The sequence below is a fragment of the Kosakonia sp. genome, from assembly GCF_032104925.1.
In the GTDB taxonomy this organism is placed as follows: domain Bacteria; phylum Pseudomonadota; class Gammaproteobacteria; order Enterobacterales; family Enterobacteriaceae; genus Kosakonia.
Map to the genome: position 1 here is coordinate 314,221 of NZ_DAMCGF010000005.1, position 17,222 is coordinate 331,442.

Sequence of the window (17,222 nt, forward strand, 5' to 3'; positions counted from 1 at the left end):
AATAAAGACTCGCTGCGCAAACAAGGGGCTGGTCAGCCGCTTTCTTTGATCTTCTGCGGCTATTTTATCGATTCAGCTGTAGTAAAATTACGCAAATTTTTTGTCTTCTGAGCATGAGGTTGTCGCAATGTCGGTTTCTAAAAAACCTATGGTACTGGTGATTCTGGATGGCTACGGCTACCGTGAAGACCAGCAGGATAACGCTATTTTCAACGCTAAAACCCCGGTGATGGACAAACTGTGGGCAACCCGCCCGCATACGCTGATTGACGCGTCAGGCCTCGAAGTCGGCTTGCCGGATCGCCAGATGGGCAACTCCGAAGTCGGCCACGTTAACCTGGGCGCAGGACGTATTGTTTACCAGGATCTGACTCGCCTGGATAAAGAGATCAAAGAGCGTACGTTCTTTAGCAACCCGGTACTGGCCGGTGCGGTAGACAAAGCGGTTGCCGCTGGCAAAGCCGTGCACATTATGGGTCTGCTCTCCGCAGGCGGCGTGCACAGCCATGAAGATCATATTATGGCGATGGTGGAACTGGCCGCAGAACGCGGTGCGGAAAAAATCTATCTGCACGCTTTCCTCGATGGGCGTGACACGCCGCCGCGCAGCGCTGAATCCTCGCTGAAAAAATTCGAAGACAAGTTCGCCGCGCTGGGTAAAGGCCGTGTTGCGAGCATTATTGGTCGTTACTATGCGATGGATCGTGACAACCGCTGGGATCGCGTGGAACAAGCTTACAACCTGATGACCGAGGCCAAAGGCGAGTTCACCTTTGATAGCGCCGTTGCGGGTCTGCAAGCGGCTTACGCTCGCGACGAAAATGACGAGTTTGTAAAAGCGACGGTTATTCGCGCCGCAGGCCAGCCCGATGCGGCAATGGAAGATGGCGATGCGCTGATTTTCATGAACTTCCGCGCCGACCGCGCACGTGAAATTACCCGCGCGTTCGTTAACGCAGACTTCGACGGTTTCGCACGTAAGAAAGTGGTTAAGCTGGGCGATTTCGTTATGCTGACCGAATATGCCGCCGACATCAAAACTGCCGTCGCCTATCCACCGGCTTCTCTGGCGAATACGCTCGGTGAGTGGATGGCGAAGCACAACAAAACTCAATTGCGTATTTCCGAAACGGAAAAATATGCCCACGTCACCTTCTTCTTTAACGGCGGCGTAGAAGAGCCGTTCCCGGGCGAAGACCGCATTCTGATCAACTCGCCGAAAGTGGCGACTTACGATCTGCAACCGGAAATGAGCTCCGCAGAGCTGACCGAGAAACTGGTGGGTGCGATCACCAGCGGGAAGTACGACACCATTATTTGTAACTACCCGAACGGTGATATGGTCGGTCATACCGGCGTGTTTGAAGCTGCTGTCGCCGCTGTTGAAGCGCTGGATCACTGTGTTGCAGAGGTGAGCAAAGCGGTGGAATCCGTAGGTGGCCAGATGCTGATCACCGCCGACCACGGTAACGCCGAGCAGATGCGTGACCCGTCAACCGGTCAGGCACACACTGCGCATACCAACCTGCCGGTGCCGCTGATCTATGTTGGCGACAAAGCGCTGAAAGCCGTTTCCGGCGGTAAACTTTCCGACATCGCGCCGACTATGCTGACGCTGATGGGCATGGAAATCCCGCAAGAGATGACTGGTAAGCCGCTGTTCATCGTGGAATAATCGCTCCCCATGAGGGGAAAGGCGATTTTTTCAATCACATGGGTCGGGCTCCGACCCTTTCTTTGCGCCAGCGCACTCAGCGCTGGCGCATTGCTGTGCGCCGTTTCCGCCCACGCGGATGACCGCGATCAGCTCAAATCTATTCAGGCCGATATCGCTGAAAAAGAGCGCGCGGTACGCCAGCAACAACAGCAACGCGCGGGCCTTCTTGCCCAGTTAAAGGCACAGGAAGAAGCCATCTCTGCCGCCACCCGCCAGCTGCGGGAAACACAAAACACCCTCGCCCAGCTCAATAAGCAGATCGCCGAGATGAACGCCTCGATTGCCAAACTGGAACGTCAGCGCACCACGCAGGAACACAACCTTGCGGCGCAGCTTGATGCGGCGTTCCGCCAGGGGCCACACACCGGGATCCAGTTGATTCTGAGCGGTGAAGAGAGCCAGCGCGGCCAGCGTTTGCAGGCCTACTTTGGTTATCTTAACCAGGCACGACAGGAAACCATCGCTCAGTTGAAACAGACGCGCGAAGAGGTCGCCACACAAAAATCCGAGCTGGAAGAGAAGCAGAGCCAGCAACAAACGCTGCTGTATGAGCAAAAAGCACAGCAGGCCAAACTTGAACAAGCACGCAGTGAGCGGCAAAAAACCCTTTCTGGTCTGGAATCCTCCATTCAGGAAGGCCAGCAACAGCTAAGCGAAATGCGCGCCAACGAATCTCGCTTGCGCGATCGCCTCGCCCGCGCGGAAGCGGCAGCTAAAGCCCGTGCCGAACGTGAAGCCCGCGAAGCGCAAGCCGTGCGTGACCGCCAGAATGAAGCCAGCCGCAAAGGCACCACGTATAAACCTACCGAGAGCGAACGCTCACTGATGTCCCGCACCGGCGGTTTAGGTTCGCCGTCTGGCCAGGCCGTCTGGCCGGTTCGCGGCCCGTTACTGCATCGTTATGGCGAACAACTGCAGGGTGAGCTACGTTGGAAAGGGATTGTTATCGGCGCGTCTGAAGGCAGTGAAGTGAAAGCTATCGCCGACGGGCGTGTGATCCTCGCCGACTGGCTGCAAGGTTATGGCCTGGTGGTGGTGGTGGAACACGGCAAGGGCGACATGAGCCTTTACGGTTACAACCAGAGCGCGCTGGTGAGCGTAGGCACCCAGGTTCGCGCCGGTCAGCCGATAGCCCTCGTAGGGAGCAGTGGCGGTCAGGGCCGGCCTTCACTCTATTTCGAAATTCGCCGTCAGGGTCAGGCGGTCAATCCACAGCCGTGGTTGGGAAGATAAGGTTTGCTTCAATTTCGTCGTATTGTTTTGACGCTCGCCAGTGCGCTGGCGTTTTCCGCTCCGGTATTCGCCGGGAAATTGGCCATCGTGATCGACGATTTCGGCTACCGCCCACAAACTGAAAACCAGGTGCTGGCCATGCCGCAGGCGGTCTCCGTCGCGGTGCTGCCCAATGCAACGCATGCTCGCGAAATGGCGACCAAAGCGCACAACAGTGGCCATGAAGTGTTGATCCATCTTCCAATGGCACCGCTGAGTAAACAGCCGCTGGAAAAAGACACGCTGCGCCCGGAGATGAGTAGCGCAGAGATTGAGCGCATCATCAGCGATGCAGTCAACAAAGTGCCGTATGCCGTCGGGCTGAATAACCATATGGGTAGCGCCATGACGTCCAGTCTGTTTGGCATGCAGAAAGTGATGCAGGCGCTGGAGCGCTATAACCTCTATTTCCTTGATAGCATGACTATCGGCAATAGCCAGGCGCTGCGCGCCGCTTCCGGTACCGGGGTAAAAGTCATTAAGCGCAAGGTGTTCCTCGACGATACGCAAAACGAAGGCGATATCCGCCGTCAGTTTGACCGCGCCGTACAGTTAGCGCGTCGCAATGGTTCCGCCATTGCTATTGGTCACCCGCATCCCGCCACTGTTCGTGTTCTGCAACAGTCTCTCTACAATTTGCCGGCGGATATTACGCTGGTGCGCCCGAGCGATCTGCTCAATGAACCGCAGACAGATACCTCAACGCCCAACGCCACACCACCAGGCGGTACCGTTCAGCCACCGCGTAATCCGTTTCGCGGCGCAAAACTGTGTAAAGCGAAGCACAAACCTGAACCGGTTTATGCCAGCCGCTTCTTTGGCGTAATCAGTGAAAGTGTTGGCGAGAGTACGCTGGTGCGTTATATGCAGAATCAGTGGCAAGGGTGGAAGTAATAAAAATCCACCCATTGATGGGATTGGGGCTGACAGTAAAGACCTACTGTCTTTATGATCGCACAAATGCCATATAAAGCCGTAGCAGGAACCACATCTTACGCCCACTATTAACGCCTTTAAGCAGATCCACAAAGCGAATATGCTGAAAAAATTGCGCCCTCGCATACGGTTTATCTTTGGTCTTTTTACGATACATACCGAAGAAATGGCGGGCTTCTTCTAATGAATGAATTAGCAGCGCTCGTTTCACCTCATGGTACCGTGACTCGTTCGCCCAGCGAATCAGTTGGCTTATTACCCCAATATAGCTAAGAGTGCGCGAATCGAAATATTTCTTGCTGTGGGTAATGGAATTATGATTATCACAGTAAACATAGTCAGGCTTATCGGAAATATAAAAACGCCCATTACCTAATGCCAGCTCGGTGGTCCACAAAATATCTTTGTGGCTGCTTCCCAACTGAAAAGTTAGCTGTAGCTGATTGATATATTCAGACCTGACAATTTGCAGCCATAGATAATGCGGCCACTCACGAACGCCGACCACGTGGTTAATCCAACTAAAGCCTTTGATAGTTTTATTGTAGGGCTGATGATGATGGATTGTATTGCTGAAATCCCCCTCTCGCTGCTCATTGCGCCAGCCGTTGGCGATATAGACATCTACATCGTGGAGGTTTGCTTGCCGGAAACGATCCACAATCATATCGTCAGTAAAATCGTCATCAGCATCTAACAGAATAAGCCAGTCTCCACGACGGACGGCAATGCCAGCATTACGGGCAGCATAAACGCCCTGATTCGTCTGATGAACCACAATAAGACGTGGATCGTTAAAGGTCTGCAGTATTTCAGCGGTGTTGTCTGTGGAACCATCATTAACAATAATGATTTCCAGATTAATCCTTTTTTCACGGAGGATTTTTTCTATCATCGGGCCTAAAGTATCGCCACCGTTATAAACAGGAATAACGATACTTACATCTATCTTAGCCGTGCTCATTTGGCATTCCAGTTCTCACCATTATTAACGCTACGAGTATATGATAAAGCCCGGAGCAAAAGAAGCCAGGCCGCTCAGGATACGGCCCGGCTCAATGAGCTAATCCCAGCTCAGAATCACTTTGCCGGACTGCCCCGAGCGCATCGCGTCGAAGCCCTGCTGGAACTCGTTGATGTTGAAACGATGGGTAATAATCGGCGAAAGATCCAGACCAGACTGGATTAACGCCGCCATCTTATACCAGGTTTCAAACATCTCACGACCGTAAATGCCTTTGATAAACAGCCCTTTGAAGATGACTTTAGTCCAGTCGATAGACATATCGGACGGCGGAATACCCAGCATCGCAATACGGCCGCCGTGGTTCATGGTGTCGAGCATCGTGCGAAACGCTGGCGGCGCGCCGGACATCTCCAGACCCACGTCGAACCCTTCGGTCATACCCAGTTCTGCCATCACATCCGCCAGATTCTCTTTGGCGACGTTAACCGCGCGGGTAACTCCCATTTTGCGCGCCAGATCGAGGCGGTACTCATTCACATCGGTGATAACCACATGGCGTGCACCAACGTGTTTTGCCACCGCCGCGGCCATAATACCAATCGGGCCTGCGCCGGAGACCAGCACATCTTCTCCCACCAAATCAAAGGAGAGCGCCGTGTGCACCGCGTTACCAAACGGATCGAAAATCGACGCCAAATCGTCAGAAATATTGTCGGGGATTTTGAAAGCGTTGAACGCCGGGATCACCAGGTATTCGGCAAAACAGCCCGGACGGTTGACGCCCACACCCGTGGTGTTACGGCACAGATGCGTACGCCCGGCGCGGCAGTTACGGCAATGACCACAGGTAATATGGCCTTCACCGGAAACGCGATCGCCAATTTTAAAACCTTTCACTTCCTGGCCGATGCCCACCACTTCGCCGACATATTCATGGCCGACGACCATCGGTACAGGAATGGTTTTTTGCGACCAGTCGTCCCAGTTGTAGATGTGCACGTCAGTGCCACAAATCGCGGTTTTGCGAATTTTAATCAGCAGATCGTTATGACCAACATCCGGCTCCGGTACGTCGGTCATCCAGATGCCTTCTTCTGCTTTCAATTTGGATAACGCTTTCATTTCACGCCCTCAGGCAATCACACCCAGTTGTTTACCAATGCGGGTAAAGGCAGCAACCGCACGCTCAATTTGTTCAGGCGTATGCGCCGCAGACATCTGTGTGCGGATACGCGCCTGACCTTTTGGCACCACCGGGAAGAAGAAACCGGTGACGTAAATCCCCTCTTTTTGCAGCTCACGTGCGAAGTTTTGCGCCACCACCGCATCGCCCAGCATCACCGGGATAATGGCGTGGTCTGCCCCTGCCAGCGTAAAGCCTGCGGCGGTCATCCTTTCGCGGAACAGACGGGCATTTGCCCACAGGCGATCGCGCAGCTCAGCACCGGACTCAAGCATTTCTAGGACTTTAATGGACGCGGCAACAATGGCGGGTGCCAGTGAGTTGGAGAAAAGATACGGGCGGGAACGCTGACGCAGCCACTCCACCACCTCTTTACGCGCCGCGGTGTAACCGCCGGACGCGCCGCCAAGCGCTTTGCCGAGCGTGCCGGTGATGATGTCCACCCGCCCCATCACGTCGCAATATTCATGCGTACCGCGACCATTCGCGCCAACAAAACCGACCGCGTGAGAGTCATCGACCATCACCAGCGCGTCATATTTATCCGCCAGATCGCACACGCCTTGCAGGTTAGCGATCACGCCGTCCATGGAAAACACGCCATCGGTCGCAATCAGTACATGACGCGCGCCCGCTTCACGCGCCTCTTTCAGGCGGGCTTCCAGCTCCTGCATATCGTTATTAGCGTAGCGATAGCGCTTCGCTTTACACAGACGCACACCGTCGATGATAGAAGCATGGTTCAGCGCGTCGGAAATAATGGCGTCTTCCGCACCAAGCAGCGTTTCAAACAGGCCGCCGTTCGCATCAAAACAGGAGGAGTAGAGAATGGAATCTTCCATACCGAGGAAATCGGCCAGCTTCTTCTCCAGCGCTTTGTGGCTATCTTGCGTACCACAGATAAAGCGCACGGAGGCCATACCAAAGCCGTGGCTGTCCATACCGGCTTTCGCGGCAGCAATCAAATCAGGGTGGTTGGCAAGGCCAAGATAGTTATTGGCGCAGAAGTTAATAACATGGTCGCCATTGGCCACGGTGATATCAGCCTGCTGGGCCGACGTAATAATGCGTTCTTCTTTAAACAACCCTTCCGCACGCGCGGTTTCCAGGTCGTTCGTTAACTGTTTATAAAAATCCCCACGCATCGCAATTCTCCAGACTGGGCAAATTTCGGCACATATTACCGAAAGGTATACGGTGATACGAGATGACACAGCATCCATTCTTCATTTTGTAGCATAAATCACGCATAGGCATATCGTTCACTGGGTGAATGGCTGAAGGGTCGTCAATGTGATGATATGATAAGAGACATTAGTGTCTGAGATCGTCTCAACGCTCCACTTTTCAAAGGTACAGTTATGATCATCGTGACCGGCGGCGCGGGTTTTATCGGTAGCAACATCGTTAAGGCCCTGAATGATAAAGGCATCACCGATATTCTGGTGGTGGATAACCTGAAAGACGGCACCAAATTCGTCAATCTGGTCGACCTGCACATTGCCGACTACATGGATAAAGAAGATTTTCTGATCCAGATTATGTCTGGTGAAGAGTTCGGTGATATTGAAGCCGTATTCCACGAAGGTGCGTGTTCATCCACCACCGAGTGGGATGGCAAGTACATGATGGATAACAACTATCAGTACTCAAAAGAGCTGCTGCACTACTGCCTGGAGCGCGAAATCCCGTTCCTGTACGCATCTTCTGCCGCGACTTACGGTGGCCGTACTTCGGACTTTATCGAATCCCGTGAATACGAAAAGCCGCTTAACGTTTACGGCTACTCAAAAATGCTGTTCGACGAGTATGTGCGCGGCATCCTGCCGGAAGCGAACTCCCCGATCGTCGGCTTCCGCTACTTCAACGTGTATGGCCCGCGCGAAGGGCATAAAGGCAGCATGGCGAGCGTGGCCTTCCATCTCAATACCCAGTTGAACAACGGCGAAAGCCCGAAACTGTTCGAAGGCAGCGAAAACTTCAAACGCGATTTCGTCTACGTGGGCGATGTCGCGGCGGTCAACCTGTGGTTCTGGGAAAACGGTGTTTCCGGTATCTACAATCTGGGTACCGGTCGCGCGGAATCTTTCCAGGCCGTTGCCGACGCCACTCTGGCCTTCCACAAAAAAGGCAGCATCGAATACATTCCGTTCCCGGACAAACTGAAAGGCCGCTACCAGGCGTTTACCCAGGCGGATCTGACCAACCTGCGCGCGGCGGGTTACGACAAACCGTTTAAAACCGTCGCCGAAGGCGTAACCGAGTATATGGCCTGGCTGAACCGCGACGCGTAAGTATGAAAATTTTGGTCATTGGCCCGTCCTGGGTCGGCGACATGATGATGTCGCAGAGTCTTTACCGCACGCTTAAAGCGCGCTTTCCCCAGGCGATAATCGATGTGATGGCACCCGCGTGGTGCCGTCCACTTTTATCACGCATGCCGGAAGTCAACGAAGCGATCCCAATGCCGCTCGGCCACGGTGCGCTGGAAATTGGTGCACGCCGTAAGCTGGGCCACAGCCTGCGCGAGCGCCGTTATGACCGCGCCTACGTGCTGCCCAATTCGTTTAAATCCGCGCTGGTACCGTTCTTTGCCAACGTGCCGCACCGTACCGGCTGGCGCGGTGAAATGCGTTACGGTCTGCTCAATGACGCTCGCGTACTGGATAAACAAGCCTGGCCGTTAATGGTGGAGCGCTATGTGGCGCTGGCCTATGACAAAGGTGTGATGCGCTCGGCGCAGGATCTGCCGCAGCCGCTGCTGTGGCCGCAGTTGCAGGTTAACGACAGCGAGAAATTACAAGTTTGCGCGACTTTTGATATTTCTGCCGAACGCCCGGTGATTGGTTTTTGCCCCGGCGCAGAATTCGGCCCGGCCAAACGCTGGCCGCACTACCATTACGCAGAACTGGCCAAGCAACTGATTGATGAAGGCTACCAGGTGTTGCTGTTTGGTTCGGCGAAAGATCACGAAGCGGGCAACGAGATTCTGGCCTCGCTGAGTACCGAGCAGCAAGCCTGGTGCCGCAATCTGGCCGGTGAAACGCAGCTGGAACAAGCCGTAGTGCTAATTGCCGCCTGTAAAGCGATCGTTACCAATGATTCCGGTTTGATGCATGTCGCCGCCGCGCTTAATCGTCCGCTGGTGGCGCTTTACGGCCCAAGCAGCCCGGATTTCACTCCGCCGTTGTCGCACAAAGCCCGCGTGATCCGCCTGATTTCCGGCTACCACAAAGTGCGCAAAGGCGACGCCGCTGAAGGCTATCACCAGAGTCTGATCGACATTACCCCGCAGCGCGTACTGGAAGAGTTGAACGCGCTGTTGCTGGACGCGGAAGGATAACCGATGCGGGTATTGATCGTTAAAACTTCGTCGATGGGCGATGTGCTGCATACGCTGCCCGCGCTCACCGACGCCGCGCAGGCGATTCCTGGCATCCGTTTTGACTGGGTGGTGGAAGAGGGTTTCGCCCAGATCCCCGCCTGGCACGCCGCCGTTGAGCGCGTTATTCCGGTGGCGATCCGCCGCTGGCGCAAAGCCTGGTTTTCCGCCCCCATTGCCGCCGAGCGTAAAGCCTTTCGCCTGGCGGTACAGGCTGAGCGGTACGACGCGATTATTGATGCGCAAGGGCTGGTGAAAAGCGCCGCGCTGGTCACCCGACTGGCGCATGGTGTGAAGCACGGCATGGACTGGCGCACCGCGCGCGAGCCCTTAGCGAGCCTGTTTTACAATCGCCGTCATCACATTGCTAAACAGCAACATGCGGTTGAGCGCACCCGCGAATTATTCGCCAAAAGCCTCGGTTATACCAAACCGCAAACGCAGGGTGATTACGCCATCGCCCGCCATTTTGCCGTCGCCGACGCGGCGCATTCGCCCTATGCCGTGTTCTTACACGCCACCACCCGCGATGATAAACACTGGCCGGAAGCACACTGGCGCGAGCTACTTAATTTGCTGGCTGACAGCGGCTTACGCATAAAGTTACCGTGGGGCGCGCCGCATGAAGAAGCCCGCGCGAAACGGCTGGCGCAAGGGCTGAATTTTGTCGATGTCTTGCCACGGATGAGCCTTGAGAATGTGGCGCGAGAACTGGCCGGCGCGCGGTTTGTCGTCTCGGTTGATACCGGTTTAAGCCATCTGACCGCCGCGCTGGACAGGCCGAACGTTACACTTTATGGCCCAACGGATCCTGGTTTAATTGGCGGATATGGGCGTAATCAGGTAATCTGTCGCCCTTCTGACAGCCGGTCATTACATGACCTGCCCGGCAGCGATGTGTTCCGTCAGCTAAAAGACGCACACATAATTTAATCATGTCGAGTTAGGTACTTTCATGCCTGAATTTAAACGTATTCTTGTGACCAAACTGAGGCATCACGGCGATGTTCTACTGACATCACCCATTTTCACCACCTTACGTCGTCATTATCCTAACGCCCAAATAGATGTTATCGTCTATGCTGAAACTGCTGATATGCTGACCCTGCACCCAGCGATTAATAACGTATTGATAATTGACCGTAAATGGAAAAAGCTTGGTGTGTGGAGACATTTTCTAAAAGAACTAGCACTTATTCGCCATATCAAAAGTCAGCACTATGATCTGCTTTTGCATTTGACAGAAAGCATGCGCGGCTTCTGGTTCGCCCAACTCGGTAGGATCCCCCATGGAGTAACCTTCTACAACGAAAACAGAAAGCGGTTGTTTTTCTGGAGAAAAAAGTTTCAGAAGCAAGTCAAACGTATTCATCTTCGTCATACAGTTGAAGGCCATCTGGATACACTTCGGGTGCTGGGTTTACAGCCTACGATAGAAGAACGCAAGCTGGTATTGGTTGCCGGAGAAGCTGCAGAGCGAGGGGTAAAAGATAAGCTATATGCCGCAGGCTGGCAGAACCAACCTTACGTTGTAGTCCATCCAACTTCACGTTGGATGTTCAAATGCTGGAACACAAAAGATGTCGCCGCAATTATGGAATATCTCAGCCACCAAGGTAAAACTGTTGTACTGAGCGCCGCGCCGTCAAAAGAAGAGATGAAGATGGTGGAAGATCTTCGCGCCCTCGTTACCACGCCATTTCTTGATCTGTCCGGAACCATGTCCCTGAAGGAGTTGGCCGCTTTAATTCAACATGCAGATATGCTCTTCGGCGTCGATTCGGTGCCAATGCACATTGCTGCAGCGATGCAAACGCCAGTGGTAGCATTATTTGGGCCTACTGGGGACAAAGAATGGGGCCCATGGATGGTTAAAAGTGAAGTTGTAACCTCTAAACATCATCCCTGTCGCCCCTGCGGACAAGCAGGCTGCGCCAATAGCCATATCTGCGACTGTCTGGTGCAGCTACCCAGAAGCCAGGTGATTGAAGCAATAAATACCATCCAGGTTAGCCAATGAAGCTTGCTATTGTCAGACAAAAATACCGACCTGATGGGGGAGCCGAGCGCTTTGTCTCCAGAGCATTAAGTGCCCTGCGCGATAAAAGCGATTTAGATATCAGCATTATTACTCGTCAATGGGAAACTGGTTCCAGCACAGATTATCATGTCATTACCTGTGACCCGCCGGCAAAAAATCGCCTACAACGCGAAATAAATTTCGCGCGTGAAGCACAGAGCCATTTTGCCGCATTTGATATTGTACAGAGCCATGAACGCATTCCCGGCTGTACTATTTATCGTGCTGGCGACGGCGTACATCGTGAATGGCTGAACATTCGCTCACGCACGATGAATCCGCTACAAAAGCTAGTCCAATCACTTTCCAGCTTCCACCGCTATCAGCTTCGCCAGGAAAAAGCGATGTTTGAACATCCAGCGTTGGAAAAAGTGATTTGTAACTCAGCTATGGTGAAAGCGGAGATTGTCGATCACTTTGCTATTGATCCCAATAAGATCCATGTGATTTACAACTGTATCGATACCAATATATGGAATCCATCGTTGATTTCCGTACATCGCCAGCCAATGCGTGAGCGCTACGCCATCCCGCAAGATGCCACATTGATGCTGTTCGTAGGTTCCGGCTTTGAGCGTAAGGGGTTGGATGTCGCAATCAGAGCGATTGCGGAACATCCACTTGCGTGGCTATTGGTGGTAGGAAATGACCGCAAGTCCATGCGTTATAAGAAACAGGCCCGCATCCTGGGCTGTGAATCACGGCTGGTTTTTGCGGGCGTGCAGAAAGAGACTGCTCCGTTTTATGCAATGGCTGACGCCTTAATTCAGCCAACGCGTTATGATCCTTTTCCGAATACGATCCTGGAAGCGATGGCCTGTGGATTACCGGTATTGACTTCAGATAAATGTGGAGGAAAAGAATTTATTGATACTGGAATAAATGGATATGTTTTCGATGCGCTGGACTGGGCCTCTTTTTCCGGTGCTATTGGAAAATTACAAAATGGATTTGACTATAATTTTGCCAGAAAGACCTCTTTCAATAAAGTGGTAAATCTGACTGCAAGCTATATTTCTAATGAACTTTATAATTTATATCTTACTGTAATTGAGAATAAAAAGAATGGTATTTAATTCGCTCTTTAATGGAAGTAGAAAAGAATCCTTGCCACTCTATTTGGTGGGATTATTTATTGCGCTTAACTTTACAGCCGAATTGACAAAATTTAAAAATTTGACTGTTATTTTAATGATTACAACGGCGATATATTTTTTATTTAAAAATTATCGCCTTGCTCTGGCCCCACTAAAGAACAATCTTTTTGTTAGTGTTATTTTTTTTGTTCTCACAATATTTTATTCGCTATTTATTTCTATAGATCCGCAGATCAGCTTTGACAGCATGAATAAACCCATACTAAATAGTATTTTACTTTTCTCATTTGTACTACCTATTGTTTTACACAAAAATTCTGCGGTTCAAATCGCCAAAATGATACTGCTGTCGATTGCTGCTGGCCTCGTGATTACCTGTATACGAGACCTTTTAATGTATATTGATGAATATCGTCAGGGGGTTATGCCTTTTACTGAAATGACTCATCGAGACCTTTCTGATAGCTATGTTTTATGCTTCCCGGTTATCCTTAACCTTTGGTATATTTACAAAAAGAACAGCCTACAGCACTGGGCTTGTTTAATAGCCGTCACAATGATCACCATGACATTTATGCTCGGTACCTTTGCGCGTGGCTCATGGCTTGCAGCAGTGATAATGAGCGCGATTGTCGTTATTTTTAATAAAGAAAAAATGCTGGCCTTTATGGGGATTACAGCATTAATTTGCGGTGCAGTAATGCTGGTCTCTTATGATCATGCGCAGGAACACCCGCTGACAAAAAAAATGGAGCAAACGTCTAGCAGCAACCGCTATGGCGGAGGTACACAGGGAACGGCACTGGAACTTATTCTGCAAAACCCCATTAAGGGCTATGGTTTTGGTAATAGCCTGTTCCATCGCATTTATAACGATCAGGTCAAGAACCATCCTGAATGGATTTATAAACAGTCTCTCGGACCTCATAATGTCTTTCTGGCTATCTGGTTTGCTGCAGGTATTGCTGGCTTGCTAGCGCTAATTACCCTGACGCTGAGCACCATCAACTACGCCTATAGAGCATTTGTGGCGAGCAGATCGAATATTATAACAGCACAGGCGGTGCTGTTACTGATGGTATCGTTTATCGGCTGGGTTATTGTTCGAGGAACATTTGAAAATGTCTATTTGAATGTACTTGGCATTCATTTTGGATTACTCATGGCACTGGGGTTCAGGATTAAAGTTGAGAATACCTGAATAACTGTAACCGTAATTAGCCGACTATGTCACGATAGTCGGCTACTCCTACCGTGACTCATCTGTAGCCGCTAGTGTACAATGTGAAAAAGTGTGATAGCAGGTCCGCTTATGCAGCCCCAAAAAATCCTTGTCATAAACATTGCTCGCTTTGGCGACACTTTATTAATAACACCGGTATTAAAAGCATTAAAAACGAAGTGGCCCACGGCCATACTGGATGTGTTCGCGCATAAAAAAACAGCCTCGGTGATCGAAAATCTACCTTGGGTGAATACTGTTCGCACCTTCTCCAAGAAAAAAGCGGCATGGATGAAATATTTCCACCGACGGCAGTATGATCTGGCGCTGGTATACGGTAGTGATGATGCACTGGTGGAGTACGCTAAACGCGTTTCCACACTGACGGTTTCTTTCTCTGACGAAACTGGTAACGCCAACTGGTGCACGGTAGCCCCGCCGAAACAGTTAATGCCAGCCCAGCAGGAACGAGCGTTGCTAGCCCAAGCCGTCGGCGTTGAGATCACCGATTGGCGCCTCTGTTATTGTGTTACGCCACAAGAACTGGACTCTGCACGCCAGTTTTTGACTAAAAACAATCTGCGTGGTAAGCGTTTGATCGGTTTTCAATTGCAAAGCTTTCCTGCAAAGGCCTATCGAGACTGGCCGATCTCCTCTTTTAAGGAGATAGCGAACCGTCTGTTACAGGCATATCCCGACAGTCATATACTTTTATTAGGCGGGCCTGAAGGAAAAACTACCGCTGCTGCACTGGCCTCTGAACTGGGTTCCTCCGCCACGTCGCTCGCAGGGGAGCTGACAATGAGACAAAACGCAGCGGTGATGAGCCAGCTTTCTCTTTATCTGGGTGTGGATACCGGCCCTACTCATCTTGCTGGTGCCTTGGGTATCCCAATGGTAGCGATGTACCACGCCTTCCATCCAGGAAGGTATCTTTCGCCACAACAGCACCCTAGTCTGGTTGTTATCGAACATCCTGTTGACTATTCTGACGCCAGCCGTGAAGAGCCAATGTCAAAGATTGATGTTGATACTGTCTGGAATGCGGTCAATACGCTGCTCGCGAAACACATTGATCTAAAGGTAAGCTAATGAAAATTGGATTTGTGGATGTGACCATAACAACTTCTTATGGAGGCATCCAAACTGCAGTCTGGGAACTTGCAAAAGCCCTGGCTGACCTTGGTCATGAGGTATTTCTTTATGGAGGAGAAGGGGACATTCGCCATGATGTTGCGAGTTATGCAATTACCGTACGAACCTATCCTTATACACCACGAGAAAAGGTGATTAATCTCGGACGCCGGTTCCAGCGAATCGTTGAACGCCTTTCTATGGCACGGCATGCCCGAAAAGCGGTCGTGAAGGATGATCTGGACTGGGTCATTCTTACCAAACCTTTCGATTTCTTTTGGCCACATCTGATGCCTGCGTCCAGCAAGACGCGTTTCTGCTATATGAGTGGAGGCACCAGTTTTTTTAGGTTTGATCGCCGCCTGGCTAAACGAATTGACGCCTGGGTGGCATGTAGTGAATTTAATGCCTGGCAGATTCAGCATCACTTTAAGCACTTCCCACATGTGATTTATAACGGTGTGGACATCCATAAGTTTACTCCTGCAACTGGTAGTATTCGTCGGGCGCTGGACATTGATGATGACAAGTTTTTACTGGTTTTTGCCGGGCGGCTTGTCGGGTGGAAAGGCCTTTATTACGTTTTGAAAGCACTGGCGCTATTGCAGGACGAGCGGGTACGCTTTCTCATTGTTGGTAATGGTGAAGAACTGACAAAACTACAGGCACAAGCTCGGGCTCTTGGTGTGGACAAACAGGTTATTTTCCACGAGCCAGTTGCGCATTCAGCTCTGCCAGCGTTTTATAGAAGCGGTGATGCAGGTATTTTCCCCAGCACTGGCGATGAAGCTTTTGGTATTACTATTGCTGAAGCGATGGCTTGCGGATTACCCGTGATAGGTAGCTATATTGGTGGTATTCCGGAAGTGATTGGCAATGAAGGCTCAGCTGGATTACTGGTTTCTCCTGGCCACCCTGAAGCAATTGCTGATGCCATCCGTAAATTGATGGAAGACGGCGAACACCGTCGGACAATGGGGCATAACGCACGTCAGCGTATCGAAAATCTCTACACCTGGCACCACTCAGCTCAACGTTTACTTTCGGCGCTCGACCAATGATCAAACTTGCCTATATCGATCCCTATGCAGTGCCGGACATCCGCGTTGCATCACTGCAAATTTTGCAGAATGTGGATGCTTTTGCGCGACACGATATGCAAGTCTTTGTTGTCACGCCCCCCAGCCATACCACGGTTGAAAGTCTACTGGGTCGCTCCGTTTCGGAAGGCGTCGTTTTCTCACCTTTAAATGACCCACGTGGAAAATGGTATTTTCCTTTTAATACTCAGAAAATATTTATTCTAATGGTCCGCCGCTGGCTGAAGCGCAACCCCGTCGATGCAATTTATACTCGTAATCTAAAAATGGCCCGTTTCCTGCTCAGCCAGAAGCTGGGCATTCCGGTTATCTTTGAAAGCCACGAGATATTTGCTCAGAGTTTTAAGGAGTCTCATGATCTCAGCCAAGCAAAGAACCAGCGCAAGTACCAGATTCTGCTGGAAAATGAGCATTTTGTTTACCAGAATGCGGCGGCAATTGTTGTCTTGACGTCTTTCCTTGAAGAGGATATTCGCCGCCACTACAACGTCGATACTCCTTGTATCGTTAGCCCCGACGGCGTGGACAGCGTGGCAGCAAATGAGGCACTGAAGACAGTCTCACAGTTACCTTCTATACCCGTATCAATTTTTTATCTCGGCAGCCTCCATCCCTGGAAAGGTATCCCAACAGCTATCAGCGCAATGCGTCACGTAACCGGCGCAAAGCTAACAATTGCAGGAGGTAACGCGGAACAGATCACAACGCTTTCCGCGTTGGCACAGCAGGAAGGTGTGGCAGCTAAAATCGATTTTCTCGGTTATGTGAATCCACGCCAGCGCTTCCACGAGATAGCCCGCCATGATATTTGCATTTTGCCACTGACCAAAACCAGCATTGCCAGCCGATATACCTCACCACTTAAACTATTTGAATATATGGCGATGGGTAAAGCAATTGTGATTGCCGACCTACCGTCAATCCGTGAAGTTGTGGATGAATCAAGCGTCTTTTTCGTCGAAAGCGAAAACAGTAAAGAGCTGGGGAGCGTACTCCAGCGCGTAGTCGATGATAGAGATGAAGCGCAAAAACGCGCGAATGCGGCGCTGGAGCTGACGAAAACATTCACCTGGGATCACCGCGCACAACAGATTTCCCGCATTATTCATCATCTGCTACGGCAAAATTGATA

General features: G+C 51.3%; 15 protein-coding genes. 12 read left to right on the forward strand and 3 right to left on the reverse strand.

From position 1 onward, the window contains the following. Positions 1-127 precede the first annotated feature (127 nt). Genes gpmM through RT644_RS13070 form a run of 3 tightly spaced genes read left to right on the forward strand, consistent with a single transcriptional unit; the run spans position 128 to position 3,883 of the window. Positions 128-1,675, forward strand: coding sequence for a 2,3-bisphosphoglycerate-independent phosphoglycerate mutase (gpmM, locus tag RT644_RS13060; RefSeq protein WP_020455734.1), 1,548 nt, complete (start codon positions 128-130; stop codon positions 1,673-1,675). A gap of 9 nt (positions 1,676-1,684) precedes the next feature. Continuing rightward, the gene (gene envC / locus RT644_RS13065; protein WP_044489525.1) at positions 1,685-2,950 is read left to right on the forward strand and encodes a murein hydrolase activator EnvC; all 1,266 of its coding nucleotides are present in this window, start codon (positions 1,685-1,687) and stop codon (positions 2,948-2,950) included. Between the two features lie 3 nt (positions 2,951-2,953). Next, positions 2,954-3,883, forward strand: coding sequence for a divergent polysaccharide deacetylase family protein (locus RT644_RS13070; protein WP_313626948.1), 930 nt, complete (start codon positions 2,954-2,956; stop codon positions 3,881-3,883). Positions 3,884-3,935: 52 nt separating this feature from the next. On the opposite strand, the gene RT644_RS13075 is transcribed toward RT644_RS13070, so the two are convergent. The 3 genes from RT644_RS13075 to kbl form a co-directional block, all read right to left on the reverse strand. Next, positions 3,936-4,889 (reverse strand): glycosyltransferase, encoded by a 954-nt coding sequence (locus RT644_RS13075; RefSeq protein ID WP_313626949.1) that lies wholly within the window; start codon positions 4,887-4,889, stop codon positions 3,936-3,938. 99 nt (positions 4,890-4,988) lie between these two features. Continuing rightward, the gene (gene tdh, locus RT644_RS13080; protein ID WP_313626950.1) at positions 4,989-6,014 is read right to left on the reverse strand and encodes an L-threonine 3-dehydrogenase; all 1,026 of its coding nucleotides are present in this window, start codon (positions 6,012-6,014) and stop codon (positions 4,989-4,991) included. Positions 6,015-6,023: 9 nt separating this feature from the next. Beyond that, a complete protein-coding gene (gene kbl, locus RT644_RS13085) occupies positions 6,024-7,220 on the reverse strand; it encodes a glycine C-acetyltransferase (protein ID WP_045507523.1) in 1,197 nt (398 codons plus the stop codon). A gap of 216 nt (positions 7,221-7,436) precedes the next feature. On the opposite strand from kbl, the gene rfaD reads away from it, so the two are divergent. The 9 genes from rfaD (at position 7,437) to RT644_RS13130 (ending at position 17,220) form a co-directional block, all read left to right on the forward strand. Beyond that, positions 7,437-8,369, forward strand: a complete 933-nt coding sequence (gene rfaD / locus RT644_RS13090; RefSeq protein ID WP_017458185.1) for an ADP-glyceromanno-heptose 6-epimerase — start codon at positions 7,437-7,439, stop codon at positions 8,367-8,369. A gap of 2 nt (positions 8,370-8,371) precedes the next feature. Further along, complete coding sequence (gene rfaF, locus RT644_RS13095) at positions 8,372-9,418, forward strand: ADP-heptose--LPS heptosyltransferase RfaF (RefSeq protein WP_020455740.1); 1,047 nt, start codon at positions 8,372-8,374, stop codon at positions 9,416-9,418. Positions 9,419-9,421: 3 nt separating this feature from the next. Then, the gene (gene rfaC, locus RT644_RS13100) at positions 9,422-10,390 is read left to right on the forward strand and encodes a lipopolysaccharide heptosyltransferase RfaC (protein WP_313626952.1); all 969 of its coding nucleotides are present in this window, start codon (positions 9,422-9,424) and stop codon (positions 10,388-10,390) included. A gap of 22 nt (positions 10,391-10,412) precedes the next feature. Beyond that, complete coding sequence (rfaQ, locus tag RT644_RS13105; protein ID WP_020455742.1) at positions 10,413-11,477, forward strand: putative lipopolysaccharide heptosyltransferase III; 1,065 nt, start codon at positions 10,413-10,415, stop codon at positions 11,475-11,477. Further along, positions 11,474-12,613 (forward strand): glycosyltransferase family 4 protein, encoded by a 1,140-nt coding sequence (locus tag RT644_RS13110; protein WP_313626953.1) that lies wholly within the window; start codon positions 11,474-11,476, stop codon positions 12,611-12,613. The genes rfaQ and RT644_RS13110 overlap by 4 nt, the downstream gene beginning before the upstream one ends. Further along, on the forward strand, positions 12,603-13,835 hold the full coding sequence (rfaL, locus tag RT644_RS13115) for an O-antigen ligase RfaL (RefSeq protein ID WP_313626955.1): 1,233 nt from the start codon (positions 12,603-12,605) through the stop codon (positions 13,833-13,835). Before RT644_RS13110 ends, rfaL begins: the two co-directional genes overlap by 11 nt. A gap of 111 nt (positions 13,836-13,946) precedes the next feature. Then, the gene (locus RT644_RS13120; RefSeq protein ID WP_313626957.1) at positions 13,947-14,948 is read left to right on the forward strand and encodes a glycosyltransferase family 9 protein; all 1,002 of its coding nucleotides are present in this window, start codon (positions 13,947-13,949) and stop codon (positions 14,946-14,948) included. Continuing rightward, complete coding sequence (locus RT644_RS13125; protein ID WP_020455746.1) at positions 14,948-16,051, forward strand: glycosyltransferase family 4 protein; 1,104 nt, start codon at positions 14,948-14,950, stop codon at positions 16,049-16,051. Before RT644_RS13120 ends, RT644_RS13125 begins: the two co-directional genes overlap by 1 nt. Next, complete coding sequence (locus RT644_RS13130) at positions 16,048-17,220, forward strand: glycosyltransferase (RefSeq protein WP_313626959.1); 1,173 nt, start codon at positions 16,048-16,050, stop codon at positions 17,218-17,220. The genes RT644_RS13125 and RT644_RS13130 overlap by 4 nt, the downstream gene beginning before the upstream one ends. The last annotated feature ends 2 nt before the right edge of the window (positions 17,221-17,222 follow it).